Genomic DNA, 26,640 nt, shown 5'->3' on the forward strand with positions numbered 1-26,640 from the left:
TCTCTACATATTCTTACTAATCCCTTTGTATCGTTCCATACTATAATGTTCCTTTGCGCCAATACCCTCTTTTTTAATTACTTTTTTTATGGTTAACAGTAAGATTTTAATATCAATCCAAATTGATTGATTCTCGACATACCACAAATCCAAATCAAATTTTTGATCCCAATCAATTGAATTTCTACCATTAATTTGTGCCCAACCCGTTATGCCAGGCTTTACCTCATGTCTTCGTGCTTGCTCTTTTGTATATAAAGTTAAATATTCGGTTAGCAATGGTCTAGGACCAACTAGACTTAACTGACCCTTTAAGACATTAAAAAGCTGAGGCAACTCGTCTAAACTGTATTTCCTTAACCAAATTCCAAATCTAGTTAATCGATGCTTACCTGGTAACATTTTTCCAGTAGAATCTCTTTTGTCAATCATTGTTCTAAATTTATAAATCGTAAAAGGTTTTCCATGAAGACCTGGACGGATTTGTTTGAAAAATATAGGTGACCCCATACTTATTAGTATAATAATTGCAGTAGCGATCATAATTGGAGAAAAAAGAAGCAACAAGAAAATCGCTCCAATTATATCTAGGATTCTTTTCATTTTTAAAGTTCACCTCCGAAATACAGCATTTACCTAATATCTGTTATACGATTTAATGGATGATTGTAAAAGAAGAAGTATTGCCTTCTCTTATCAATATAAGTAGGTTCAAGGATTTTGATTGTTTTACCATGTATGGTTTGTGCTGCATTTTTCTCAAGGTACCTTCGATAATTTGAAGAGTAGTGTTGATCAATATAATTATAAGAAGAAATCAATTCAAATTGCCTTCGGCTATGATGATGAGCATCAGACGCAACAAAATGAACGAGCTCATGGTCTAATAAATGAAGAGAAAAATGCTTTAGCCTTTTCCCATATGTCCCATTAATACTCCCTGCAGTAACTTGTATTAATATCCCATTTTTTACCCAGTTATAGATTATTGAAGGATTCTTTCGTAATACTCGATTCCTCTCTGGATGAGCAATGATAGGAATAAAGCCCACTTTCTGCAATTGCTTTAACACTTTATCTGTCCGTTCCGGTAAGTGGTGACATGGTGGTTCAATTAACATATAAACACCGGTACTATTTAATGAAAGAAAGTCCTCAAGTCTCTCCTCAATATCTTGTTGTATTTGCTCATGCAAATGGAATTCAATACCAGGATATATAGTTAAAGGTATAGCATTCTTCTTTAATAACTCATTAGCCTCTTCTACTAGATTCATAATATGTACAGGATTATTTTCATAGAAATGATCTTTATGTTGATGTTTATGGTGTGGTGTTGCAATAACATCCGTAATCCCTGTTTCAACAGCTTGTTTAGCAAGTAGCAGCATCTCGTCCCAGCTTTTAGGACCATCATCTAAGCATGGTAAAATGTGGTTGTGAATATCAACGATCATAGGAAGTCTCCCATCTTAAATTAAAATTACATTTATCAAGTTAAGAAAGAACTTTCAGGAGACGGCATTTTTCTGACCATCTCCTTATAAATACTTAAATATTAATAGGGGCTCTGCTGACAGTCTCATACCAAGCTGATAAAGCTAAACTTTCAGGCAGTTCTACATCTTCAAAGGTAATAATCTCTCCTTCACCTACGTTACGTTTCAATACTGCATGTACAAGCAATCCTATTGGTACATGATTTTGATTCGTAGCAATATTTACTGCTTCTCCTCTTACTTGAAAGCTCCCAATCCCTTTTTCTATTATTTCTCCCGCTTGAAGTGAGCGTTTGGCGACAGCTGCTACACTAACGGTTGGATGTTCTCCATTATTTAATAGAACTCCCCCTCCATTAATGACCCTTCTAATTGTCTTCATGATTTCTAAGTGGCAAAGGTGATAGTTTTGGAGAATGGTATAAAATGGACCATCTCCCATTTTATAATATCGTAATGTATCCTTTTGACGGATATCATGTTCAGCTGTTATGAAAACTCCTGGAGGAGCTTTTGGAGCTAACACAAATTCACAAATTGGATGTCCTAACCGATTTGCTTCTTCAGCTAGCTCTGCCCCTGTTTTATTTAAATCATCTGAGCTAGGTGCTATCAGTCCATCAACAGCAATACCAGCTCCAAGACCATTTGCAACTAATGCCTGTTCGATTTGAACCTTAGTACCATCTGTAAAAGAGGTAGTCATATCAAGCCTTACTCCATTTCTGTTAGACCAATATTGCATATCTTCCAGTTTAGGATCTACATTAAGAAAGCCTTTAATATTACCGTAAACTAGTGGCTTAAAGCCCATCTGCACCACATTTTCATGCAGGGAAGCCAAGCATCCTGGTTGATCACCTTCTGCCTCTGTAATAAATCCTCTCCTAGCAAAATAAGAACCAGTCGTTACTTGAAGTTCAGCATTCATCGTAATCACTGGGATTGACGCCTTGATGGCCTTATCAATCACTTCGGTCCCGTAAATGACATCTCCACTACATTCAACTACCATGTCACAATTCTCAATGAATTCTTCAACTGAATTTGTTAAGACTTCAGTGATAGGATAATCATTCATCGACTGAATATCACGGCGGGTTAGCACCTTTGATAGTTTCAAATCAGGTTGTTTATCAATTTCAATTGCCAATCCTTTACCTATTAAACCTGTGCCTGCTATACCAATTCTCGTTATCTTATCCACTATATTTTCCTCCATTGCAGGTAGAAATTCTTAATAAAGAACAAATGGTTTTAAAAAAGTCCTTCTTACTTTATTGATATTAAATCGTTAAAAACTTCATCTTTTTCTATTTCTAATATACCACCATACATATCAATGTTCTTAATAAGATTATGACACTCAATTAACTTTTTATACCAGTTAAGAGTAATTGTTTGCTCAGTCTTTTGAAGTACTCCTCCTTCAAGCTTTTTAAAGATTTCAAGAGCACCGCCAGCTGCTGTATATTTAGCCTCCCAGTTCAATGTTTGGACTATCTTATCAAAATTTACACGATAAGAACGATGATCCGGATTACCATACCATTCGATCTTCACATCATTGGGAAGCGCTGATGCAATTTCCTCTGCAAGTGGACCTAATTGATAATTATTACGGTTTGAACCAACGTTAAATATTTCACCATTTATTCTATGAGCTTCCGCTTCTAAAAATAGACACATCACATCTGTTGTATCTTCAACGTGTACCATTGGTCTCCATTGTGATCCATCTCTCATTAACGGGATAACTCCTTTTTCCCATGCACCATATGTCATTCCATTTATCGCTAAATCAAATCTCATCCTTGGTGAGTAACCATAAACCGTCGCCTGTCTCATGACAACGACAGTAAACTCATCATCAGCTAAAGGTAGAACTTCTTGTTCGGCTTTTTCATTTGCCTTTGCATAAACTGTTAACGGATTCGTAGGTGATAACTCATCTACACTAGCTTCTTTATCCTGGAATCCATAAATACTACAAGAGGAAGGTAAAATGTAACGCTTTACTCCCATCTTTTTAGCAAAAGTAGCAGTATTCACTCTTGAAACATGATTAATTTCATAAGTAACCTCTTTAAATAGCTCTCCACTTGGGTCATTTGAAATAGCAACTAAATCGATAACTGCATCCACATTAGTAAAATAAGATTCTTCTAATCTTCTGCAATCTTCTTTAATAATTGTTAAATTGGGGTGAGGTTGAAGCTTATCAACTCCAAAAAAGAAACGATCAACTGCCTTAACGTTATATCCCTTTTCTAACAATTTTGGTACTAAAACACTACCAATATATCCTCCAGCACCAGTTACTAGAATTGTTTTCATTCGTATTTTTCCTCCTCACAAAATGTTTTCTTTTATATCTTTCCTTTTACCTTGTTTCTCCATAATCTCGTCAACAACATATCGTGAAAAAGGAAATGCACAGGTGAATCCTGGTGAGACTGCATTTAATACATGAAAGGATCTATGATCACCTTCCACTACAAAATCCTGAACTAGCTCTAAAGTTTCTTTATTTAAAAGCTGTGCTCTTATACCAGGTCTCATGAAGTCTCCAAAACCTTTTTCATCAACCTTTTTTACCATCTTTAAAGAAAGAGCAATAAAATATGATTTCATATACTTCTTCATTTCTTCAAAAGCAAGACTGCGAAAATTAAAAGCATTTTTTATAAATAACTTCGCTTCATAAAATAAAATTTGATAGAACTCATTAAACTTAAAGTTTTTAAAGCCACTATAGTTTTCTCGCCAAAAAGCAGGAATTGCTGTTGGCCCGATTTTAATTGATTCGTCTACAGTTTTTGTAAAATGAACGCCTAAAAAAGGATTAGCAAGATTAGGTACCGGGTAAACATTTGTTTTAACATCAGTTTTGTTTTTTTCGTATTTTAAATAGATTCCCTTAAAAGGAATAATGGTGTACTTCTCTCCAAATTGAAAATCTTTAGCAATTTTATCTGCGTATAGTCCTGCAGCATTAATAAAATAGTTACAAGTAAATATACCATTATTAGTATTAATTCCTTCATTTGATTTCCCTCGGTAATGGGTATTACAAAAGATGTCTACTCCCTTTTTTATTACCTCTGCCTTTATTGTTAGACATACCTCAGTTGGATTTACAGATGAGGTTGTTGGGGAATAAAGAGCTTTTTTATAGGTCTTCACATTTTGGTCTACCAAATGAACTTCGGATTCATCTAACCAACGTAAATCTACACCATTCTTTTCTGCCCTCTTTTTTAATTCGATTAACCCCTGTACCTCAGCTTCATTTGTGGCCACTACCAGCTTCCCACACTTATTTATTTTCAGGCCATTCTCTTCACAGTATTTTGTCATCTCTTGGTTACCATCTCTTGTGAACCTTGCCTTTAAGCTATTAGCAGTATAATAGAATCCAGCATGTAAGACTCCACTATTTCTTCCGCTTGAATGCTGTGCGATATCCGATTCTTTCTCTAAAATACAAATTGATTGATTTGGAAATCTATTTTTTAATTCCCTTGCAATAGATAAACCGATTATGCCTCCACCAATGATAAGGTAATCATAGGATTTCATGACCTGTACCCACTTTATCCTTATAATAAAAATTTACTTCTGCATCATTTAACAACGGTTGTTTTGCGTCCTTATCTGACAAAATAGGATTCTCAGTTGGCCAGTCAATACCCAGTGAAGGATCATTCCAAAGTATTCCTTTATCATGTTCCGGTGAATAATATTCATCAACCTTGTATTGAACATGAGTATTTTCTGTTAGTGTACAAAAACCATGTGCAAAACCTTTAGGAACTAGCAGCATACGGTGATTTTCTTCACTTAATGTAACACCTACCCACTGCCCATATGTTGGTGAACCTTCTCGAATGTCAACAGCTACATCATATATCGCTCCTGTAATTACTCTTACTAACTTTGTCTGACCCTTAGGATTAAGCTGATAATGAAGACCACGTATTACATCCTTATCTACTGATAGAGAATGATTATCTTGGATAAAATTAAATTCTAACCCCAACTCTTTGAATCTTTTAAAATTAAAGCTTTCCATGAAAAAACCACGATTATCCTTAAACACGTTTGGCTCAATAATCTTTACACCATCAAGTTTTGAATCGATTATGTTCATCACGTTTCCCCCAGATATATTTAGTTAACTATAATATTGATTATTTCACTAGTTCGACTTCAGCCTTATTGAAATTATTCATAGCTACTAACCTAAGTAAATATTGACCATATTCACTTTTCTTAAGAGGCTCAGCTAACTCTAGTAGCTTTGCTTCTGAAATATATCCCTTATTAAAAGAGATTTCCTCCAAACAAGCCACCTTTAACAGCTGCCTTTTTTCAATGATTTCGATAAATTGTGAAGCCTCAAGCAATGATTCGTGTGTTCCAGTATCAAGCCATGAAAAGCCACGACCTAACAATTCAACTTTTAATTGTTCTCTTCTTAGATATTCATTTAGAATATCTGTTATTTCTAATTCCCCTCTATTGGATGGCTTTACTTGCTTTGCAATCTCGACAACTTGATTATCAAAGAAATATAAACCTGTTACAGCATAGTTTGATTTTGGAAAACTTGGCTTCTCTTCAATAGACAATACTTTTCCATCGGGATTAAATTCAACTACTCCAAATCGTTCCGGGTCCTTAACATGATAACCAAAAATGGTTGCACCATTTAATTGCGTACTTACTCTTTCAAGAGTTGAAATGAATTCATGGCCATAGAAAATGTTATCACCTAAGATAAGAGTTACATCATCATCACCAATAAATTCCTCTCCAATAAGAAATGCCTCCGCTAACCCATTTGGTTTTTCTTGGATAGCGTAGGATAATTGGATTCCCAACTCCGAACCATCACCCAATAATTGTTTAAAACGTGGTATATCCTCTTGTGTTGAAATTATTAGAATATCCTTAATGCCAGCTAGCAATAAAACTGACATCGGGTAATAAATCATTGGTTTATCATAGATTGGCAATAGTTGCTTAGAGATAGATCTTGTTAATGGATATAACCGTGTACCACTTCCACCTGCTAGTATGATTCCCTTCATCGTAGGACCACCCCAATTTTAAATAATTAAAAAAACACCTCAAATTAACTGAGGTGCTGCTTTTCACTTATTTTTATTTTTGTATCTCGAATAAATTCATACATAGCTGGATGTATTCTAAAACACACACACATAAATTTTTGTCTGGTGCTTATATTTTTTAATTTCATTAAATGTATTAAACTATTATCTAAGGTTTGTTTTAACTTTCTTAACTCTTTATCTATGCCCTTTAAATTAGATTTAGCCACATAGTAATACCAAAAGAATACCTCCATATAATGCTTAAGTGCTTTTTGGTGTAACTCCAATTCATTCTTATTTCTAAAAAATTCCTCTCTGCCTTTTAATGCATACACTCTTCCAAATTTCTTAGTGGAAAAGGGTGAATTTATCTGACTACCTTTTCTTTGAACATAGTAATATAACTCACTTTGAATATAAGTGACTTTGTTGCTCTTATATAAAAGCTTATGAGCTACAGTTTCATCATCATAGATGTTACCATGTTCATATTTTATATCATCAAATAATGATCTTTTGTAAAGTTTATTCCAAGGATAGATAAATGTATCTTTATCCATATTCTCATAAATGAAATGTAAAGCTCCTTTATTACTAAAATTTTGGACACTGTAATTAAAAGAAAACTTCTCTTTATCTACTGACTGTTCTTCTTCGACACTAAGATAATCGCAAACTACGATATCGGATGAAAACTCGATTGCATTTTTATAAAGTTCTTCAAACATATATTTATTAATATAATCATCGTTATCAACAAAACCGATATACTCCCCTTTAGCTATCTCAAGACCAGCATTTCGTGACGAACCAATTCCACCGTTTTCTTTATGAATAACTCTAACCCTGCTATCTAATTTTGCATATTCATCGCAAAGCTCTCCACTTTTATCTGTTGATCCATCGTTGACAAGAATTACTTCGAAATAAGAGAAGGATTGGGATAATATTGATTCAACGCACTTTGGTAAATAGCTCTCAAGATTGTATACTGGTACTATGATGCTTAACTTACTTTTCATATAACACCTTCCTAAGATTGCAAATAAATCTGCTTTTTATAATACCTTATGGAAATTACTCAAATGACATTAAGCTGTATTTTTCACCGATTTTGATTCCTTCAACCTTTTTCTTTCACTAATTTTAGAAGCTACGATTCTTCCATACTTAATAGTAGGAGTTTCAATTAATCTCCATGCAACTGTAGATATTACAATACTTAAAAAAAAGCCAACTAGACATATAATCCATAATGGAAATATTCTATGAAATAAATAGATGGTTACTAAAATTACCGGTAAATGGTATAAGTACAAGCTGTATGATATCTTTCCTAGTAGCAAGATTGGTTTTATTAATAGAAATTTTCCTATTCTAATAGAACCTAATGCACTAATTATTAATCCTATTGATCCTAACGCTATAAGATATTCGACAAAAATATAGAAATACGTTGATAATATATTAATATTTGTAATTCTGTGCAATGAATGAATAATTATTTCTCCAAGGTTATATATTAAATAGGAAGAAATAAGGAAAGTACACTTTATACTAATATGAAGTTTTTTAAAGAATGATATTATTTCCTTTTTATATTTTGCAAGAACACCACCCAATATAAAAAGAGAGGTATAGTGGATAGTAGCAAAGTAAGTAACATTATATCCGTTAGATACTTGTAATTCGAAAATATTATTGATACCCGCTATTGAAGACAACCCAAAACATGTAAAAATACTTATCTTCCAGTTATAACGTCTAATAAATAATACAATAAACGGAAAAATTATTGATATTCTTAGTTCATGAATCAGAGACCAAATTACACCATTGAAAGTGTTAGAGTGAATATTACCTAGAAAATAGATATGCTCTAGTATCAACTTCACAGTAATAGGTGTGCTCCACAACATATCCCAATCTTTTACTAACTCAACTTCATCATCCATAAATATTTGGGATAGAACTATTGCTACTGTGATAGCGAAGATATATGGATTATATATTCTAAAGACCCTCTTAACTAAATATGGCAGGAAAGTTATTTTTCTATGCTTTAAAAATGGCAAAGATAATACAAAACCACTTAAAACAAAGAATAGCATTACCGAGCTATGACCATTATCAATTCCAAGATATCTTATAAGGTAAATAGCTACAGGAGGTAATGTAAGTAAAACAAGCGGTAAATGGTTAAAGACAACTACTAATGCAGCTAAACCCCGAATTGAATCTAATTGTTCGATACGATTGTTCATTATTTTATTCTCCCTAAAAACTTTGAATCAAAATTATTAATCCAGCCAACCTAACATGAAATTAATTCATAGCTATTATCATTGATGGGATAAACATCATTATTTTATAACTTCCTGCTTAGATTATTATTCATAGATAGTAAGTTTAAATTTGGTAATTTTCCTAGTAATCTTAAATCAGTTATATTATTGTTACTGATATCCAATTTCTCTAGACCTAAAAAATACTGTATCCCATCCAAATTTGTTATGTTCTTATTACTTAAATCTAATTCTTTTATGGATATTAAATCTGAAATAAATATACACTGGTCTGGCTCGATAGAGAATAAATCCCTAATATACTTTTCAAAATTCCGATCAATGAAATTTGCAACCCCACTTAGTTCTGCTGTCGTATAAAATTCCAAATCAACTTTCTTTGCTTCGTTAATAATAAATTCGATAATCTCCGGAGATGTACGCCATCTTTGTTCATGCTTTTCCATTTCCCACCCAAACCTTTCCCAACCAACGTCTTCAGGCAAAAGTGAATGACATGTTAAAATTAAATTACTTCCAGATTTTTTTACGAAATTAATTACTTTTTTTATATTTTTTTTGTTAATTAGATAATGACTATCTATACAAATAGATGGGGCAAATCCAGTTAAATTATTTTGAGATAGGTAATTTCCTCTTAAATGACCTCTTGCTATCCGAAAATATGTGGGGACTATTTCCTCTAGTATCGAGTCGTTATAACGGAAATAAGGGAATGCAAAAGTGACAGGCTTTTTAAATTTTTCACCTGTTACAGAGTGTGCTTGTTTATTTAACCAATCAAATAGTGCTATTATTTCATCCTGTATCCACTTTTTTACTCCTAGTTGATTTACATAATCTACAGCATTTCTGTGATTATATCCGTGATGAGCAATTTCATGCCCATAAGATTGTAGATCAATCAATAAATCAATTTCAGATTGAGATAGCTCCCTTTTCCCTTCATAATGATGAAAAGCATTAACATTAAATGTTACTTTTACATCATAAAATCCAAACAATTCCCTTCCATATTTATACCAATCTTGTACACGAAAGCTGTCATCGAAGGAAAAAACAATTCCGGGTTTATTTAAATAAGGGGTAAACTCAGATGCTAATTCTTTACTTCTTACACCATTCTTCTTCATATTACGATACAAGACTTGCCAATATCTCCAGTCTGAGTACTGCCTTTTTAATTTGTTATATATTATCATAAGAATGGTGCACCTCTTCATTTAAAAATGTTACAATCCTTAACTATATGTTTTAAAGATCCAAATAAAAAAACATAGCTTTAAAACTTTAAATAACGGGCATCTAACCCACCCTCACATCACATCATTGACAACTTGTGTCTAAGGTAATCTTACCCACAATATGACCGAGTGCCTCCATAGATATCGGGAAGGAGACATCACCGAATTATTAAGTTTGAATTCTATTCTCAATAAAGAACAATGTTTCAAAAAATAAAACTTACTTTTATATCATCATTTCTAATCCATTTACCAATTAAAGAAGAAATACCGATACGCCTACTTATCCACAACCGTAAAAAGTTCCTCCAGGTTTAATATTATTCGTTTTTGATACCCTTAATATGATTTATGATTCTAGAAAAGTCCCTTGCAAATCGTCTTGTTTCAAATTGCTTTAATTTTAAATTAATATCTTCTAAGTAAAAAATATTCATATATTTTTTACTATCGTTTTGAAAGTATTTGATCAAACTTCTATTTTTTGAAGATATAAGATAATTAATAATTATTTTTTTGATATCTAAAAAAAATATATCTCCATATGATGAAAACCTTCTCTTAAATTTTATGAAATCATACATCGGAGAACGAAAACCACAAAATTCCCAATCTATTAACACAACTTCACCATTCGATTCAAGTAAATTGTCTTGTTTTATGTCTCCATGGCTTAAGGTAAGTTGCATATTCTCTTCTGGTGAATTTCTAATAAATTCTCCATAATTAGATAAAAGGAATGTTTTTACATATTGATATTGCTCATTTGATATTTTTTCAGTATTTCTATTCAGTACATCCAACGAATCATTAAGTTGTTTTTCAACATAACATATAGAGTTTATTTCTTTCACTTTCGATTTTGTTAATAAATTTACAAACAAATCTCCTAGCTTTTGTTTGCAGTATTTGTTGTTTATATTTGTAAGGTTTGGGTGATGCCCATTATAAAATTGACCTTTAATAATCTTGTTTATTTGATCGATTTCGAGTATTTTTTCATACATTAAACTTTCAGTCCTATATTCAAGACTTTCAAAAATAATTGATTCGTTTTCTTCAGTGTAAACTGTATAGATAATATTATCTTTCATGTTTATAACTTTATAATTGTTATAACCCACTCTTAATGCAATTTCTCCATTGACTCCTATTGTTTTTTCATTTGCCCCATTCTTCATATATAGAAGCAGATACTTCATAACAACTCTAAGTCTTTTAAAATGATTTTTTGGCATTAATGGCTTACATCGGTATAAGAGTATTGGTAAAGAAATTACAGAAGTATTTTTATTTATACTTATATTTTTATTCAAAGATAAATATTGGGACATTGTTATTCACCTAATCCATGAAAATATATTAATTACATACTTGAGAACATTCTTGTTTGTTCTAAATTACTAGTAGTTGAAACTAGCTTACCATTACTGATTTTGTATACAATATCACAATTCTCAATCGTACTTATTCTATGAGCAATTATAATAAGAGTTTTTTCGCCTTTTAATCCATCAAATGCTCTCATAATATCTTTTTCAGTATCATTATCTAGAGCTGAGGTTGCTTCATCCATGAATAGAATTTCAGGGTTATTATATAAGGCCCTTGCAATTCCAATTCGTTGTCGCTGGCCCCCTGAGAGTCTAACTCCTCGTTCTCCAACATTCGTTTCTAATTTGTCAGGTAGTGATTCAACATATTCTTTTAACTGGGCTTGTTCCAGAGCTCTCCAGACATCTTCATCCTTTATTTGGGTACTTTCAACTCCAAATGCCACATTTCCTCGAATTGTATCATCTGATAAATAAATTGATTGAGGAATATAACCAATTTTCTGCTGCCATAATGCTCTTTGTTCAAATAAATTCTTACCATCAACCATTACCGATCCCTTTTCTGGCTCGAAAAGCCCCAATATAATATCTACAATTGTTGTTTTCCCTGCACCAGATTCACCAATAAAAGCAACGGACTTACCAATCGGAATACTTAATGATACGTCATTAACTGATAGGTTCTTTTGGTTAGGGTACCGGAAAGATACATTTACCAATTTTATTTCTTTAGTAAATGATCTTTTTCCAAAGACTGATGGTAATTTTGTAATATAATTATCTTTCATTTCTTGGCTAACTATTTGATCTCGATTCATGAATAAGTCCTCATATATTATAGATAAAGCCGGTTCATTATAACGAATATTAGTTATTAATCCAACAACTCTATTTATAGATGGCATGAGTCTAAACGCTGCCATTGCAAATAACGCCATCGTTGATACCAACTCTGTAGTATCAATTTCTTGGAAAACAATCATCATCATCATCAATAACACGATTAAAACTAATACGGTCTCAATAAATAGTCTTGGTACTAACTCTAAGATTCTCATGAATATACTATTTTTAGCCATAATTTGATTCTGTTTTGAATAGGCATTAACGAAAAAGTCTTCTTTTCCGGTTACCTTAACTTCCTTACTAGCTCCTAAACCTTGATTAACCCATTTAATCAAAACAGCCCCAATTTCCCTTTGTTCCTGACCTAACTCACTAATTTTTTTTCGAAAGAATTTAAAGAATAGGAGAACACATCCTCCTAATAAAAATGTTACTATTATAGTTGCTATTGGCGATGTCACTATTAGCAATACTAGTATAAAAGAAATTATTAATATTTCTGTAAGTAAGTGAAAGCCAGACATAACTATTCCGTTAAAAACTTTTGATACCTCTCTATTTACATTCCGAAGTAGGGTAGCGGAATTTCTTTGTAAATGAAATGAGTATGGTTTCGTTAAATATTCTTTAAATAATCTTCCAGACATTTTTACTTGTTGATTTAATATAACTCTGCTTTGTGCATATTGGAATAAAAGTAAGTATAAATTTTTCACAATAAAAACTATAAGTAAGGTCACTACAGCAGATATTATAAAACTAGTGGTTGAATTAAAATTAAACAAGTTATATATATACGATAAACTAGCTTGTTCTTGAATAATTGAAGGATTTGTAACAATTCCTACAAATGGGACTATCAATCCTATTCCTAAAGTTTCGAATAAAGCAGCAATGATCATCATAAATAAGAGGATTACTAATTTTTTCTTTTCGTTTTTATTTATTAACGTTAGCAATTTTATTATTGCATCCTTCATTATTTTCACAACCTTCGTATAAATAAACTCTGTCCAGTTAAGCAATTAATAATAATTTTCTAAATAACCCCAATAATATTTGTTCTTTACAGTATAGTTCTTTATAAAGAACAAATCAACATATTTTTACTAACTTTACGATACTTAACCTACATTGTTCATTACATTTATTTTTTTTCTAACGACCTCAAATAATTAAGAGCTGGTAATAAACAAAAATTAATATTCTGCTCAAATTCTTCACGACTCATTACAACAAACCATACAACAATAAGGAGATATGTAAAGAATAATTTTTCAATAACGTCTAACTTTCCCCCGCTATTTTTGTCTATGAGGAATAACTTATTTACTTTCGAAAAGGAGAATTTGTACCTACCAAAAAAACCAGCTAAATCACTCCATCTCGGACCAACCCTCATGTGTCCCCAATCTATAATAAATAATTTATCCATCGATTTATCATATAAGAAATTCCCAAGACTAAAATCACCGTGTTGTACACTATAATGATGCTCTGGTTTAATCAGGTGATATGCTTGATTATCAACAATTATAGATTCGAGGTCTTTTATTAACATCAAAGATTTACTTGAATATTTAAACTTCAACATATGTTCAAACATGGATTTAAATATTTTTCTATTCATATTTTCTTCGTTAATAAAAAAAGAATTATCAAGAAATGACATCATTTTATTAGGTGTTATTTCCTCTAATCTAGCTGTTGGAATCTCAAATAGTTTATCTAAATCCTTATATGTCATAAGACTGATAGTTTCATTTATTTTAATAACATCTTTTATTATTCTCTCATCGATATGGGGAATAACACCTGAGATTTTTTCCATTGTTATTAAACATAATCTATCTTGTTCTATAAATCGAATATTAATTATTTTTGGCAAAAAATATTGAATTTCTGAATATAACCTGCTAATTTTTGAATAAAACAATAACTCATTTTTACTTGCTTCCAATGAAGCTATCTTGGTGATTAATTTATTACCATTATTACTTTGTGAATGTTCAATAAGACCTAAATTTTGCCATCCCCCTAAATATTGATATTTAGAAGCGATAGGATGGTCTGAATTAAGATCAGTTTCAATCATTTTTATTATTTCTTTCAAATTTATTCTTATCCCCATCCCTCTCTGTAAAGTATAAAATGCCATTTCTCTATTTTCTGTTTGTTGATAACACTTTGCTAATTTTAACCGATAATCAACATTATTTGGATGTAGTTCCACAAGACTTTTAGCTACGTTGACTGCCTTTTCCCATTTTTTTAGTTTTAAAAGTCTATTTAACTTTTTATTTCTTTTCCAAACTAAGATCCTTTTTAAAGAAACTTCTATTCCTTCATTACTTAAAGTTTTATAGGTTTTATATAATAATTGCATTCTTCTCCCTCCAGACTTGGAGACCCATAATGATTACTTGTTTCAATAATTTCAAATATCAGAACTATTAATTTTAAATTTATAGTTAAATATTCGACATACTTAAACTATCAACAATTTCAACCTTTAGATAAGTTATTAATTATGATTTTATACATAATTGGATGAACTTTGGTAGCAGCTAATAAAAGCTTTACTTTATTTGGGTATTCTTTAAGTCTAACCGTTTCACTAAAATGTTTATTTAAAATAGCTGCTACTTTATAATAATTGTCTTTGTACCTATTGAAATCATCACTTTTTACGATTAAATTTAGTACTACCATTGCGCTGTTTGCAAGTTTTAAAGCAACCATCTTTCCTACCTTAGGGTAGTTAGAACTTATAAAGTTTGACATATTCTCATAAATTAAAACTCTATCAATACTTATGTTTTTCAAGGCTCTTTCCATAGTACTGTCTTCACGTTTTATATAATTATACTTTGGAGCTCCTATGCAACAAACTTTCTTACTACGATGAATTAACTTGTATGTAAAGTCGGTATCTTCATACATTATCCCTTCTGTAAATCGTAACTCATTAAATAATTCCCTTTTTATCAACTTTGTCCACACTACTTCATCATATAGATCTCCTTCTATCAAAGCCCTCATTGCTTGATTTCTATTATGAATGATTAACGAGTGCCCTCCATTTGTTATTCGTCTATTAGGATAATGAATTATACTTGAACAGTTTGCAATATCACACTTATTTTCTTGGCAAATAGAATATAATATTTCATACATATCTGGTTCTATCCAATCATCACTATCAACAAATCCTATGTAATCACCTCTAGCTATATCTAGTCCCCTATTTCTTGCAGAAGCCTGCCCACCATTTTCTTTATGAATTACTTTTACTCTAGAATCCATATTTGCAAATTCATCACATATGTCTCCACAATTATCAGGTGAACCATCATTAATAAGTATCAACTCAAAATCTTTAAATGTCTGTGTCAAAATAGAGTCAACACACTTTTGCAAGTACTTTTCAACCTTGTATACTGGAACAATGATACTAATCTTTGGATTCATCTTTCTAGTCCTTTCTAACTTATAAAATTTGAAAAGCTATTGTGCGTTGTTTTAAATACTATATTTTCCTTTGTTACTCGCTCTCTCTCATACTTATTTTCTATTAGATGCTTTAGTTTCTCGTACAGTTTTACTTCATTAAATTCGACAACAAAACCAGTTTGACCATTATCAATTTGTTCACTGGCTCCTGTGAAATTTGTTGTTACAATTGGTTTGTTTAATATTTTTGCTTCTGCTAGAGTTAAACAATACCCTTCGTGTCTAGATGTTTGGACATATATATCTGCATTAGCTATATAAGGATAAGGATTTATCTTTGCACCAATCAGGATGAATTTTCCATTTAAATCATAGGAATTTATCAAGTTTTCATATTCTTGTTTTTCCTTACCATCCCCTACACAATACCAACGAACTTCATAGCCCTCATAATGTAACTTTGCTAAAACTTTAATTGCTAAATCTTGACCTTTTTCTCTCGAAAGCCTTCCAACAGTAACAATTTTTATTCCTTTATAGTCAACATCAAAATCGATACTTTCTTTAGCCATAGTTTCTATCAATTCATTCGAAACAATATTATAAAATACATGTGCTTTTTTATTTAAATTAGGAAATTTTTCAATTAACCGGTTTCTTGCTTCTTTTGAAACAACTAACAACTTATCAAATCGGTGATATAGTTTTTTGTAGAATTTTTCATTGATCTTATGCTTAGAGATGTCGAAGTGTATACATGAGATTTTCTTCATTGCATCAACTTTATTTAAAATGTAAAAATCAATTAAATCGGTTGGTCCTTGAAAAGCCACTGCAATATCGTAAGATTTTTTATAATTGGGTACTTTCCTTAATATTTCTTTGTAATAAAAATATCGATTGTCAAACTTTCTATCGATCAAGTATGAAATAATAAAATGAAGCATTTTTAAATACTTCTTTGATTTAAAATAACCTTTAATTGTTATGTAAGGTGACTGCATTATTATGGGTTTTATTTCATGAAACCAGTTTGTTTCCTCTATTTTTACCCAACTGGGAATAGAATCTAGAAACCCACCTTTTTTCTCTAAAAGCAGTATTGTCACTTCGAATTTATCTCTTGGTATAATTGATAATAAAGAGAGTAATGACTTTTCAACCCCCCCAATATTCATACTTGTGACCATAAATAAAATTTTTTTCATTTTTCCCCCTAGAGTAATAGATTAATTACCAACAATTTTGTAAAGTTTATCTAATTCAGAAACAGTGTCTACAGTTTCTTCTTTTAGATTGTTAGTAAGTTGAATCCTAAAATCCGTATCATCCAATAGGTTTTTTATTGCCCTGTACAACTGTTCTTGATCACACTTAACTATTAAACCAGTTTTTTTATCAGATATTTGTTCCGAACCAACAAAGTCAGTAATTACAATTGGTTTGTTAAATGCTCTTGCTTCTGCAAGAGTAATACAATACCCTTCGAACCTAGATGGTTGAACGTAAAGGTCACACTCTTTAAAATATGGATAAGGATTTTTTATATTTCCTAATAATAAAAGGTGATTTTCTAGATTATATTCATTAATCAATTTCTCAATCTCGAAGCGACTGTTCCCTTCACCAACACAATACCATTTAACATCATATCCTTCTGAAATTAGTCTTGATAATATACCAGGTATTAAATCCTGACCCTTTTGTGCTGTCAATCTTCCAACAGTAAGAATACGAGTACCCTTAAATTGATCGTTAAACCCTTCACCTTTACTTGCCTCCGAAGCCATCAAATTAGAGGAGAGAATGTTAAAGAATACCTCAATCTTTTCTCTTAATTGGGGTAGCACGTTTTCTAATTGCTTCTTCGCTTCTTCTGAAACGACGTATACTTTATTAAAGTTGGGGTATATTTTCTCGGCAAACTCTTTATTAAAATTAATTTTTTCTAAATCGAAATGAATCCATTGAATTTTCTTTTTAGAATTAATCTTATATGCAATAAAATAGCTTATGATGTCCATTGGCCCAGCATAAGCTACAGCTATATCATATTCATTTTTCAAGGTGGGAAAATTTTTAAATATATAATTATAAAATTGAATTCTATTTTTAGTAACTTTTGAAATTAAGTGTAATACAGTAATATAAATCGCGCTTGTAACTTTACCTTTCAACAAAAGATTTTTAGCAGTAATGAGAGGTGGGTTGTTTATTTTGTCTTTTATATTAGCAAAGCCATTTAAGTATTCAACTTTAATTCCACTTGGTATATCATTTAAAAAGACACCATATTTCTCTAACATTAAAACCGTAATATCATATGTTCCATTTGGTATCTCACTTAACATATTTAGTAGAGCCTTTTCTGTTCCACCCAAATTCATATTTTTCACCATAAATAGTAACTTTTTTTTCATTTTGCTATGCACTCTTTCCTAATTTGAATAATCAATCAATTGGTAAAATCTTCCTATTTCTTCAACATTCCCTTTCTGCTCTTTATTCAAATAATTAATAATACTTTCTTTCAATTTGGTATCTTGTATCATTCTTATTATTCCATCTGCTACTGCTTCTGAATCCATATCTACAACAAGACCATTTTTCCCATCCACCATTTGATTATAAACAGCATCAAATCTAGTTGTAACAACAGGTATATTCAGCATCCTAGCCTCAGCTATCGCAAGTCCAAACCCCTCAAATCTAGATGTTTGAACATATATATCCGAGTTCTTTAGATATGGGTATGGATTTGCCTTCACACCTAGTAAAATAAAATTCTTAGATAAATCATTATCGTCAATATAATTTCTAATATCTCTTTCTAAAGGCCCCTTACCTATTGCATACCATTTGAAATTTATTCCTCTTTCCTTGAGCCTCTTACATGCTTCTAATGCAATATCATACCCTTTTTGATTGGCAAGTCTTCCAATTGTAAGAATTCTTATACCATCAAAGTGATCATCATAACTTTCCCCTACATCGGCCATCTTCTTAATAAAGTAAGGATTATTTATATCGTAAATCACCTTCATTTTTTGAGAATAATCAGGAAATGTCTCGATAAATACTTCTTTTGTTGACTCTGATACTGCAATAATATTGTTATATTGATCATAATACTTTTTTTGAAATCTTTTTTCTTGTTCATCTAATCGATAACTTACATTGACCCATGCAAATTTCCTCTTAGCTTTTACTTTTTCAGCAACATAAAACGTTGGAACACCTTGGGCATAACTAATAGCTATATCATATGCTTTTGGATTACTCTCAATTACTTTTGAAACACTTTGCCAATAAATTCTGGCTTTCTGTGAATTACTGTATTGTTTCTTCCTTATTTCAGTGGAATAGTTAGCCCTAGAAGATAACATTTTAAAATCAAATTTCTTAACAGAATGGAACAGAGCCTCTTTTAAGCTTAATTCGGTAAATCTAGTATATTCCAATGGTTTTAAGATGTTTACTTCTTTCGGAACCAATTCCTCTAAAACCTTTCCATGTGCAAATAGCATTAGATCTACTGTATAATTTTTATAATCTAACATTGATAATAGTGTTACTAAACTTTTTTCTGCACCAGCAACATCTAATGAGTCAATTGAAAATAAGAGTTTCTTTTTCAAATTAATCTCCCTATCTTATAATTTATAACTCTAAATCTGGAAAAAGGTTCTAATCCTACCTGCGTTTATTGAGCCTTTTAAGGTAATTATAATTACCAATAATCTTAGGTTATAATTCAATAATGAAATTAGGTATTTATACATTAATGACAATGACTCATTCCTGATAATCTCACCGTAGTATTTTCTAACACAGCTTTGAATCATTTTTAAATATTTTTTCCTCTCGTCCTTATCGACAACTTGATTTAAAACATAATAAACATTATCTACACACCAATAACCAAAACTTGTAAATACAGTCTCGGAAAGCTGCGGATATTTCTGACTCATGTAACGTAAAATCTCATCCCAACCCAAAAAAGCATCCAGTCTTTTTTCATTGAATGTTGAAGTTAATATACTATTTTCTCTTTTTACGTACATATATCCAATGTAGTTTGTGTACACAGCTTTATTGGCATTAGCAAATAATTTATAAGTAGTTGATAGGTCTTCATGAATACGTCCTTCTGGGAATTGGATATTTTTAAAGCAGCTTTTCTTAAAAAGTTTATTGCATAATGAAAACCTATAAAGTGCACCTTTAAAAAGCTCATTCATGGAATCCAAATGATTCAATTCTATTACAAATTCTTTCTCACCACTATTAATTAATGTTCCATTAACTACTCTTCCTAACTTACAAATCGAGATATCGCTATTCATTTTAGTACATATTTCGTATAGACTGCTATACATTTTGGGGTCAATGTAGTCATCCCCATCTATGAATCCAATGTACTCACCTTTGGCTGCATTTATCCCAGCATTTCTTGCAGAGCTAACTCCCCTATACTCCTTATGAATAACTCTTACTCTGTTATCTTTAATTGCATACTCATCACTGATTTTCCCACTACCATCCGTGGAACCATCATTCACAAGAATGACTTCAAAATCGGTAAATGTTTGATCTAGTATACTATCAATACAATCTCTAAGGTATTCTTCCAAATTATATACTGGAACAATAATACTAATAGCAGGTTTCATAAACACCTATCCATTCCCTTATAATTTAATTTTCTCTTTTACAATCGTCGATGACACACCCTTTGTATACGGAAAATAAACAATATCAACTCCAACCTGTTTAAATTGTTCTTCAACTTGTTGAAAGAGATAATTACCTTTCCAATCATCGCCAACGAACATCACATCAAAACCAATATCTTCCCAGGCGGTGAATTTATCTCTGTTTAGCTGAGGTACAACTTGGTCAACATATTTTATACCTTCTACAATCGCAACTCTTTCCTCATGTGGGATAACCGGTTGTTTGTTCTTATAACTCATAACCAATTCATCCGTACTTACTCCAACTATTAGATATTCGCATTGTTCTTTCGCTCTTTTTAAGATATTTAGATGCCCCACATGAAACAAGTCAAAAACCCCAGTCGTATAGCCAATTTTATACTGCTTCATAAACTTCCCTCCCTTGCTTCCTAAAACAAACCTGCTTAATTTCTTTTAAGAGATGTTCACTTGCTTTACCATCTTCAAACGATCCAATATTGATTAAGAAGTTACGTAATTTACTTCTGTATAGGTCGTAGTTAAAATTCTCGATTTTCTTTTCCATTTCCTCATTGCTTGTTGCCGCAATAAAAGGTAGATCATGTATATCAAAATATAACTCTCGGTCGTTTTGTATGTACTCATTCATATCTGGTACATATAAAAAGCACGGACGATTTGTTATCGAAAAGTCGAACATCAGAGAAGAATAATCTGAGATTAATACATCTGAGATTGCTAATAATTCCTGAATATCATCGTATGAAGTAACATCTATCACATTTGATGCTTTCTCAATGAAATCCTTAGAAGTAGCTATTAAATGTGGATGTAGCTTTACTAGTAAGGTCCATTCTCCTTCAAACTTTTTTTGTAAGGATTTTAAAACCCTTTGAAACTCTAAATTATTAACTTCAACACTATTATTCTTTCTAAACGTTGGTGCATATAAAACAATCTTTTGAGCTCCATTGATGTGTAAACTTCTTAGAATTTCATTTTTTTTTACAGAATTTAAAAACAAAGCATCATTACGTGGTGTACCGAATTCAAAGATCTTTCCACTATACCAAAATGCTCTTTTAAAAATATCTGTACTAAACATGCAGCCCGATAATAATAAATCGCATTTTGCTGAATCTCGTTTAGCCATTTTAATATAATCCTGAGGTAGTGAGGTTTCTGCGTCTTTTTCAATTTGCTTTAATCGAAGTGAGCTATGCCAGGTTTGGATGTAATACTGTTGTTTTCTTTTTACATATAAATCAGTTGTTCTAAAATTAGTAATGAGTACTTTTGATGTACATAATTCGTATAAGTATTTAATAGACATCATCTTCACTTTGCGGACACCTAATAAATGATGTTTTGATTTCATATCAGTAAAAGCCCAAACAAGATCAAAGGTATCTGCTGGGTAATGCTTAAGAATATATTCAGTAATATATTTTGGATTGCAGCCATATTGACTTCCGTAATAGCTAAAAAGCATAATTTTATTATGTTTTATAGGAAAACAATTAAAAATATAAATGATGACGAGGCAAATATATTTTTTCAGTTTATTCAAATGCGAATCCTCCTTTCTATTTTGATATTTCAAATCGTTCAAGAGCTCTAGGCTGTGAGATAATATGAAACTTTCGTAGTACCTTTTTCAAAATAAGGTACAGCATTTGCAGTGTAGGATGTATCGAGAACAAAAATAATTGTGTCTTCAATTGGGTATCATCCTCTGCTGCTATTGTGAAACTAGAATAATGCTCCTTTATATAACCTAGAATCTCTTTCCTATGTACTCTGCTATCCTTTTTCCAATTTATTGATAGCAGATTATAGTGTATAAGACTGGTTCGTAGAATGTTTTTATAAGATTCTTTCAATAATTCTTTATAGTGCTTCTCAATGAATGTATGTCGAACCTTTAACCCTTTTAAAATATCTAAATTTCTAGGACTATACGTTGCCACAATGCTATCACTTCGTTGTAAATAGTAGTACATTGGCTGATGAATCATTAGGTACATCTTCACTCTATGCATGACAAGATGCGACCAAAAGACATCCTCAAATAAGACACCCTTTTTAAATGGGAGATCCTTGATTAACTCTGTTTTATAAAGCTTTCCCCATGCAAAATTCTTCACCTTTTCATTTATGACCAATTCTGTCATAAGTGTATGGTTGTCAAGAATAGTAGGCGTATCGTCTTTTGAATAGTACCTGTTATCGTATAGTAAATAATCTTCATAGGCATAATAAAAAGCTGATTGTACAACATCAGCTTTATACCTCACACTATTGGAAACAAGAGTTTCAATGATATTGGTCTCTACCCAATCATCACTATCTATAAAAAACGTATACTCTCCAGTAGCATAGTTCATCCCAAAGTTCCTAGCGTCCGATAACCCACCATTTTCCTTATGTAAGGCAATGATTCGTGAATCACTTTCAGCATAAGAATCTACAATTTCCGCACAACTATCAGGAGATCCATCATCTACTAAGATGATTTCTAAGTTTTTATATGTCTGATTAAGTATGCTATCCACACATCTATGAATATATTTTTCAACCTTATAAACAGGAACAACAACACTAACCTTGGGTAACATGTATTGTTCCCTCCTATAGAATTTGATATAAATTTTCTAATTCTTTAGTATTGGTAAAGTTTGTTTTATTGCAGTTAGTAACAAGCTCACTTCTTAGTCCATTGTCTAAATAAAGCCTTTCAATTCCCTCAGCAATGCCTTCAACTGATAATTCACAAATTAACCCATCATGGCCGTTTCGAACTTGACTATTTGCTGTAGGATAATTAGTAATCATAACCGGCTTAGATAATATCTGCGCCTCTCCTACCGTTACAGCTTTCCCTTCATACCTTGATGGTTGCACATAAAGATCAGCTGCTTTCATGAAAGGAAATGGATTAATTTGTTTTCCTAATAAGATAAAGGAATCCTGGAGTTCATATTTATTAATTAAGTGTCTAATTATCCTTTCGTCTCCACCATAACCTACGACATACCATGCTATGTCATCATATCCTTTGTCTTTTAATAGCTTTAATGCTCTTACTGCATTGTCGATTCCTTTTGCATGAGAAAACCTTGCTACAGTGACTAACTTGAACCGACGATCGTGGATCATAGGATTCTCAATTTCTTCTTGAGCCAACGAGATTACGAGTTCTGGGGACGTTATATTTTCAACAATCTTTACTTTTCGTTTCAATACTGGATACTTTTTAATAAATGAATTCCTACATTCCTGTGAAACCGCAACGATGTAATCAAACTTTTGCCACATTTGTATATCCAATTCTTCATCTGTATTAACAGTTGAGAAGTCAGTATGGATCCATGCTATTTTTGTTTTTGCATTGACTTTTTCTGCAACGAAATAATGTGGCCATAAATAGCTAATAGCAACATCATAGTTTTTTTCTAGCTTTGGTAAAAATGGTAATGAGTACTTCCACATATATTGCATTTGCTTATACCCTTTTTCTGGTGACTTATCAAATATCGCCTTATATTTTGAAAAGAGCCTTGTCATTACAATTGGAAGATGACCCTTTTTCATAATTTGACCGATAGACATTCTAAATGTTTTATATTTTTTTTGCTCATCTAATAATGTAGGTGTATCCGGAAGCAAATTCATAAAATCACCAGAATGACTGTATAACATTAAATCTACCTGATAATTGTTGTAGTCAAAATTATTTAGCATGCTTATTAAGCTTCGTTCTACGCCACCTACCTCCATATCAAATGAAGAAATTAATACGTTCTTCATATGTCCCTCCCAAAAACTAAACCTCATATAGTTTCATTAATTTAAAGATTCCCTTTTCGAATTCGTATCCACTTTTTTTAAAACCATTTATTATTTTTCCTTTTTCTTCTTCCCTTTTTCCAATAATTGAAAGAACTTTATTAGCCCAAACATCAGCACTATCTTCAAGAGAAAGCTTTGAAACTAAATTGATGTTTAGGTCTGCTTCTGGTTGAACTGCTTCAGAAACTATACAAGGCACTCCACTTGCTTGTGCCTCTAACAGTACGAGTCCTAAACCTTCATAAATTGAAGGAAATACAAAAACATCCATACTATGTAACATTGTTGGTATATCACTTCGTACACCAACAAATACGATATGATTTCCTAAACGTTCTGTTTTCGCTCGTTCCTCGATTTGGTCTCTTAAATCTCCATCACCTACTAAAAGAAGCTTCCATTTCGGGTCCTTACTAACTATATGTTTTAAGATGTCTAATAGAAATCTGTGATTCTTCGCTTCAATAAATCTCCCAATGTGGCCAATAACCTTGTATCCCTGTAGTCCTGCTTCTTCTTTAAAATGCTCCACTCTATCTTGTTCAACTTCTAGAAAATGTGCATAATCTATTAGATTAGGAAAAAAATGAAAAACTGGCTTATTTACTCCCTTTTGTCCAAACAAATAATGTCCAGCTTGTTTGCTGCATGCTAAATAATGTGTTGAAACATTCATAATAATATTTCTCATCAGTCTTATATACACTTTTCTAATGACACTATCTGAATGATCTAAGGTAGTATGAGCATGAGCAATTCTTATTGGGATACCAGCTAGCTTTGCGGCAATATTAGCAGTCCCACAATGAAACAATGTGTGAGAATGTACCGCTATATAGGGACCGTTTCTTCTTATAGCCTGAACGATTTGCTTAATGGATTGTGTATTTGTTAGTTTTATAACTTTACCACCCAATCGACTGATTTCCTCATCATAATGAGCATCCTGATGGCTATAAGAGATAAAATCGAACTGGATTTTTTCTCTATCAATATTTCGATATATATTCATTAACATTGTTTCAGTTCCTGCTCGATTCATAGCACCAACTATATGAAGGATTCTTTTTGGCTTATTCATACTGGTAATTCTCCTTATAGCCCAACTGGATGCTTTAATGCTAACGTTCTTTTTATACAATCAATAACTCTCATTTGGTCTTCTTCGGTCATGTTCGTTCCTGAAGGAAGACAGAGTCCGTTTTTAAATAAATGACTAGAAACATCTTCTCCTTCTCTGTGTGAATAGTATTTCGAATTTTTATATAGAGGTTGAAGGTGCAGCGGCTTCCATACAGGTCTTGCTTCAATATTTTCATAAGCCATGTTTTCTAAGACCTCATTCACAGAAATCCCAGCCAAATCCTCATCGATTGTTAAAGCAGTTAGCCATCGATTTGAGTAAGTATCTTTTAACTCAGGCATAAACTCAAATCCTGGAAAATGAGAAAACTCATTATAGTACTTATTAAAAATATCTCGTTTGGCTTGAACCCTTTTATCTAAAACCTCTAGCTGGCCTCTTCCAATCCCTGCTAAAACATTACTCAAACGATAGTTATAACCAACTAAACTGTGTTGGTAATGTCTCGCCTGATCCCTTGCTTGAGTTGCTAAGAATCTAGCTTTTTTTATGGCAGCAGAATCTTTTGATACTAGCATTCCCCCCCCAGAAGTCGTGATAATTTTATTTCCATTAAATGAATAGACCCCAAACTTTCCAAAGGAACCACTTGGTTTCCCTTTATAGGTGGAACCTAGTGACTCGGCAGCATCCTCGATTATTGGTACCTCGTATTGGTTACAAAGGTTCACAAGTTCATCCATTTTAGCACTCTGTCCATATAAATTAACTATTATTACCGCCTTTGGTAGCTTTCCTTTCTCCGCAGCTTCTCTTAATGCCAACTCAAGAGCTAATGGAGACATATTCCAGGTTTCTGGTTCCGAATCAATAAAAACCGGCTCAGCACCTTGGTAAATAATAGGGTTCGCACTCGCTACAAAGGTTAGTGTTGAACAAAAAACAGTGTCACCTTGTTTTACTCCTAATAAAGAAAGAGCCAGATGAATTGCTGCAGTTCCTGAACTAACTGCTGCCGCTTCACTGACTCCTACGTATGATGCAATTTCCTTCTCAAAAAAATCAACATTTGGACCTAATGGTGCTATCCAGTTAGTATCAAATGCATCTTTAATATACTTCCACTCATTTCCACTCATATGAGGTGAAGCTAAAAAAATCTTAGACTTATTCAAACAATGCACCTCCTTTTGCATTCC

24 protein-coding genes are annotated in these 26,640 nt (G+C 31.9%); all 24 read right to left on the reverse strand.

Features of this window, described 5'->3' with window-relative positions; all coding sequences use genetic code 11:
- Nucleotides 1-3: 3 nt before the first annotated feature.
- On the reverse strand, nt 4-603 hold the full coding sequence (locus tag AB3M96_RS02125; RefSeq protein ID WP_412965916.1) for a sugar transferase: 600 nt from the start codon (nt 601-603) through the stop codon (nt 4-6).
- Between the two features lie 29 nt (nt 604-632).
- Complete coding sequence (locus AB3M96_RS02130) at nt 633-1,457, reverse strand: tyrosine-protein phosphatase (protein ID WP_412965917.1); 825 nt, start codon at nt 1,455-1,457, stop codon at nt 633-635.
- Nucleotides 1,458-1,551: 94 nt separating this feature from the next.
- Nucleotides 1,552-2,706 carry an SAF domain-containing protein gene (locus tag AB3M96_RS02135; RefSeq protein WP_412965918.1) on the reverse strand — a complete coding sequence of 385 codons (1,155 nt, stop codon included), beginning with the start codon at nt 2,704-2,706 and terminating at the stop codon, nt 1,552-1,554.
- A gap of 65 nt (nt 2,707-2,771) precedes the next feature.
- Nucleotides 2,772-3,836, reverse strand: coding sequence for an NAD-dependent epimerase/dehydratase family protein (locus AB3M96_RS02140; RefSeq protein ID WP_412965919.1), 1,065 nt, complete (start codon nt 3,834-3,836; stop codon nt 2,772-2,774).
- Nucleotides 3,837-3,851: 15 nt separating this feature from the next.
- Nucleotides 3,852-5,081, reverse strand: coding sequence for an L-2-hydroxyglutarate oxidase (gene lhgO, locus AB3M96_RS02145; protein WP_412965920.1), 1,230 nt, complete (start codon nt 5,079-5,081; stop codon nt 3,852-3,854).
- Nucleotides 5,068-5,652 (reverse strand): dTDP-4-dehydrorhamnose 3,5-epimerase, encoded by a 585-nt coding sequence (gene rfbC / locus AB3M96_RS02150; RefSeq protein ID WP_412965921.1) that lies wholly within the window; start codon nt 5,650-5,652, stop codon nt 5,068-5,070. Before rfbC ends, lhgO begins: the two co-directional genes overlap by 14 nt.
- Before the next feature lie 40 nt (nt 5,653-5,692).
- Nucleotides 5,693-6,595: a glucose-1-phosphate thymidylyltransferase RfbA gene (gene rfbA / locus AB3M96_RS02155; RefSeq protein ID WP_412965922.1), complete on the reverse strand. Its 903-nt coding sequence runs from the start codon at nt 6,593-6,595 to the stop codon at nt 5,693-5,695.
- A 44-nt stretch (nt 6,596-6,639) separates the two neighbouring features.
- Complete coding sequence (locus tag AB3M96_RS02160; RefSeq protein ID WP_412965923.1) at nt 6,640-7,641, reverse strand: glycosyltransferase family 2 protein; 1,002 nt, start codon at nt 7,639-7,641, stop codon at nt 6,640-6,642.
- A 69-nt stretch (nt 7,642-7,710) separates the two neighbouring features.
- Nucleotides 7,711-8,883 (reverse strand): acyltransferase family protein, encoded by a 1,173-nt coding sequence (locus AB3M96_RS02165; RefSeq protein WP_412965924.1) that lies wholly within the window; start codon nt 8,881-8,883, stop codon nt 7,711-7,713.
- A gap of 104 nt (nt 8,884-8,987) precedes the next feature.
- A complete protein-coding gene (locus AB3M96_RS02170; protein WP_412965925.1) occupies nt 8,988-10,058 on the reverse strand; it encodes a polysaccharide deacetylase family protein in 1,071 nt (356 codons plus the stop codon).
- 431 nt (nt 10,059-10,489) lie between these two features.
- Nucleotides 10,490-11,503, reverse strand: coding sequence for a phosphotransferase (locus tag AB3M96_RS02175; RefSeq protein ID WP_412965926.1), 1,014 nt, complete (start codon nt 11,501-11,503; stop codon nt 10,490-10,492).
- Between the two features lie 32 nt (nt 11,504-11,535).
- The gene (locus AB3M96_RS02180) at nt 11,536-13,332 is read right to left on the reverse strand and encodes an ABC transporter ATP-binding protein (protein WP_412965927.1); all 1,797 of its coding nucleotides are present in this window, start codon (nt 13,330-13,332) and stop codon (nt 11,536-11,538) included.
- A gap of 167 nt (nt 13,333-13,499) precedes the next feature.
- Nucleotides 13,500-14,738 carry a phosphotransferase gene (locus tag AB3M96_RS02185; protein WP_412965928.1) on the reverse strand — a complete coding sequence of 413 codons (1,239 nt, stop codon included), beginning with the start codon at nt 14,736-14,738 and terminating at the stop codon, nt 13,500-13,502.
- A gap of 119 nt (nt 14,739-14,857) precedes the next feature.
- Nucleotides 14,858-15,823, reverse strand: coding sequence for a glycosyltransferase family 2 protein (locus AB3M96_RS02190; protein WP_412965929.1), 966 nt, complete (start codon nt 15,821-15,823; stop codon nt 14,858-14,860).
- 14 nt (nt 15,824-15,837) lie between these two features.
- Complete coding sequence (locus AB3M96_RS02195) at nt 15,838-17,013, reverse strand: glycosyltransferase (RefSeq protein WP_412965930.1); 1,176 nt, start codon at nt 17,011-17,013, stop codon at nt 15,838-15,840.
- A gap of 21 nt (nt 17,014-17,034) precedes the next feature.
- Complete coding sequence (locus tag AB3M96_RS02200; protein WP_412965931.1) at nt 17,035-18,225, reverse strand: glycosyltransferase; 1,191 nt, start codon at nt 18,223-18,225, stop codon at nt 17,035-17,037.
- A gap of 18 nt (nt 18,226-18,243) precedes the next feature.
- Nucleotides 18,244-19,443 carry a glycosyltransferase gene (locus tag AB3M96_RS02205; RefSeq protein WP_412965932.1) on the reverse strand — a complete coding sequence of 400 codons (1,200 nt, stop codon included), beginning with the start codon at nt 19,441-19,443 and terminating at the stop codon, nt 18,244-18,246.
- A gap of 30 nt (nt 19,444-19,473) precedes the next feature.
- Entirely contained in the window at nt 19,474-20,478 is a 1,005-nt protein-coding gene (locus AB3M96_RS02210; RefSeq protein WP_412965933.1) for a glycosyltransferase, read from the reverse strand.
- Nucleotides 20,479-20,496: 18 nt separating this feature from the next.
- Entirely contained in the window at nt 20,497-20,913 is a 417-nt protein-coding gene (locus tag AB3M96_RS02215; protein ID WP_412965934.1) for an FAD synthase family protein, read from the reverse strand.
- A complete protein-coding gene (locus AB3M96_RS02220; RefSeq protein ID WP_412965935.1) occupies nt 20,900-22,075 on the reverse strand; it encodes a CDP-glycerol glycerophosphotransferase family protein in 1,176 nt (391 codons plus the stop codon). Before AB3M96_RS02220 ends, AB3M96_RS02215 begins: the two co-directional genes overlap by 14 nt.
- Nucleotides 22,076-22,091: 16 nt before the next feature.
- Nucleotides 22,092-23,123, reverse strand: coding sequence for a glycosyltransferase family 2 protein (locus AB3M96_RS02225; RefSeq protein ID WP_412965936.1), 1,032 nt, complete (start codon nt 23,121-23,123; stop codon nt 22,092-22,094).
- A 13-nt stretch (nt 23,124-23,136) separates the two neighbouring features.
- Entirely contained in the window at nt 23,137-24,315 is a 1,179-nt protein-coding gene (locus AB3M96_RS02230; protein WP_412965937.1) for a glycosyltransferase, read from the reverse strand.
- A gap of 16 nt (nt 24,316-24,331) precedes the next feature.
- Nucleotides 24,332-25,438 (reverse strand): glycosyltransferase family 1 protein, encoded by a 1,107-nt coding sequence (locus AB3M96_RS02235; RefSeq protein ID WP_412965938.1) that lies wholly within the window; start codon nt 25,436-25,438, stop codon nt 24,332-24,334.
- 14 nt (nt 25,439-25,452) lie between these two features.
- Nucleotides 25,453-26,637, reverse strand: coding sequence for an aminotransferase class I/II-fold pyridoxal phosphate-dependent enzyme (locus AB3M96_RS02240; RefSeq protein WP_412965939.1), 1,185 nt, complete (start codon nt 26,635-26,637; stop codon nt 25,453-25,455).
- Nucleotides 26,638-26,640: the final 3 nt, after the last annotated feature.

Source organism: Ferdinandcohnia jepli (assembly GCF_047246645.1).
GTDB lineage: Bacteria > Bacillota > Bacilli > Bacillales > Bacillaceae_L > Ferdinandcohnia.

Excerpts from the sequence above, each read along its gene's own strand:
- AB3M96_RS02160 (WP_412965923.1), bottom strand. The coding sequence starts at position 7,641 with ATGAAAAGTAAGTTAAGCATCATAGTACCAGTATACAATCTTGAGAGC.
- AB3M96_RS02140 (WP_412965919.1), bottom strand. The coding sequence starts at position 3,836 with ATGAAAACAATTCTAGTAACTGGTGCTGGAGGATATATTGGTAGTGTT.
- AB3M96_RS02195 (WP_412965930.1), bottom strand. The coding sequence starts at position 17,013 with ATGAAAAAAATTTTATTTATGGTCACAAGTATGAATATTGGGGGGGTT.
- AB3M96_RS02230 (WP_412965937.1), bottom strand. The coding sequence starts at position 24,315 with ATGAAGAACGTATTAATTTCTTCATTTGATATGGAGGTAGGTGGCGTA.
- AB3M96_RS02180 (WP_412965927.1), bottom strand. The coding sequence starts at position 13,332 with ATGAAGGATGCAATAATAAAATTGCTAACGTTAATAAATAAAAACGAA.
- AB3M96_RS02225 (WP_412965936.1), bottom strand. The coding sequence starts at position 23,123 with ATGTTACCCAAGGTTAGTGTTGTTGTTCCTGTTTATAAGGTTGAAAAA.
- AB3M96_RS02235 (WP_412965938.1), bottom strand. The coding sequence starts at position 25,438 with ATGAATAAGCCAAAAAGAATCCTTCATATAGTTGGTGCTATGAATCGA.
- AB3M96_RS02175 (WP_412965926.1), bottom strand. The coding sequence starts at position 11,503 with ATGTCCCAATATTTATCTTTGAATAAAAATATAAGTATAAATAAAAAT.
- AB3M96_RS02200 (WP_412965931.1), bottom strand. The coding sequence starts at position 18,225 with ATGAAAAAAAAGTTACTATTTATGGTGAAAAATATGAATTTGGGTGGA.
- AB3M96_RS02165 (WP_412965924.1), bottom strand. The coding sequence starts at position 8,883 with ATGAACAATCGTATCGAACAATTAGATTCAATTCGGGGTTTAGCTGCA.
- rfbC (WP_412965921.1), bottom strand. The coding sequence starts at position 5,652 with ATGAACATAATCGATTCAAAACTTGATGGTGTAAAGATTATTGAGCCA.
- AB3M96_RS02185 (WP_412965928.1), bottom strand. The coding sequence starts at position 14,738 with ATGCAATTATTATATAAAACCTATAAAACTTTAAGTAATGAAGGAATA.
- AB3M96_RS02130 (WP_412965917.1), bottom strand. The coding sequence starts at position 1,457 with ATGATCGTTGATATTCACAACCACATTTTACCATGCTTAGATGATGGT.
- AB3M96_RS02210 (WP_412965933.1), bottom strand. The coding sequence starts at position 20,478 with ATGAAACCTGCTATTAGTATTATTGTTCCAGTATATAATTTGGAAGAA.
- AB3M96_RS02240 (WP_412965939.1), bottom strand. The coding sequence starts at position 26,637 with ATGCAAAAGGAGGTGCATTGTTTGAATAAGTCTAAGATTTTTTTAGCT.
- AB3M96_RS02190 (WP_412965929.1), bottom strand. The coding sequence starts at position 15,823 with ATGAATCCAAAGATTAGTATCATTGTTCCAGTATACAAGGTTGAAAAG.
- AB3M96_RS02170 (WP_412965925.1), bottom strand. The coding sequence starts at position 10,058 with ATGAAGAAGAATGGTGTAAGAAGTAAAGAATTAGCATCTGAGTTTACC.
- AB3M96_RS02125 (WP_412965916.1), bottom strand. The coding sequence starts at position 603 with ATGAAAAGAATCCTAGATATAATTGGAGCGATTTTCTTGTTGCTTCTT.
- rfbA (WP_412965922.1), bottom strand. The coding sequence starts at position 6,595 with ATGAAGGGAATCATACTAGCAGGTGGAAGTGGTACACGGTTATATCCA.
- AB3M96_RS02215 (WP_412965934.1), bottom strand. The coding sequence starts at position 20,913 with ATGAAGCAGTATAAAATTGGCTATACGACTGGGGTTTTTGACTTGTTT.
- lhgO (WP_412965920.1), bottom strand. The coding sequence starts at position 5,081 with ATGAAATCCTATGATTACCTTATCATTGGTGGAGGCATAATCGGTTTA.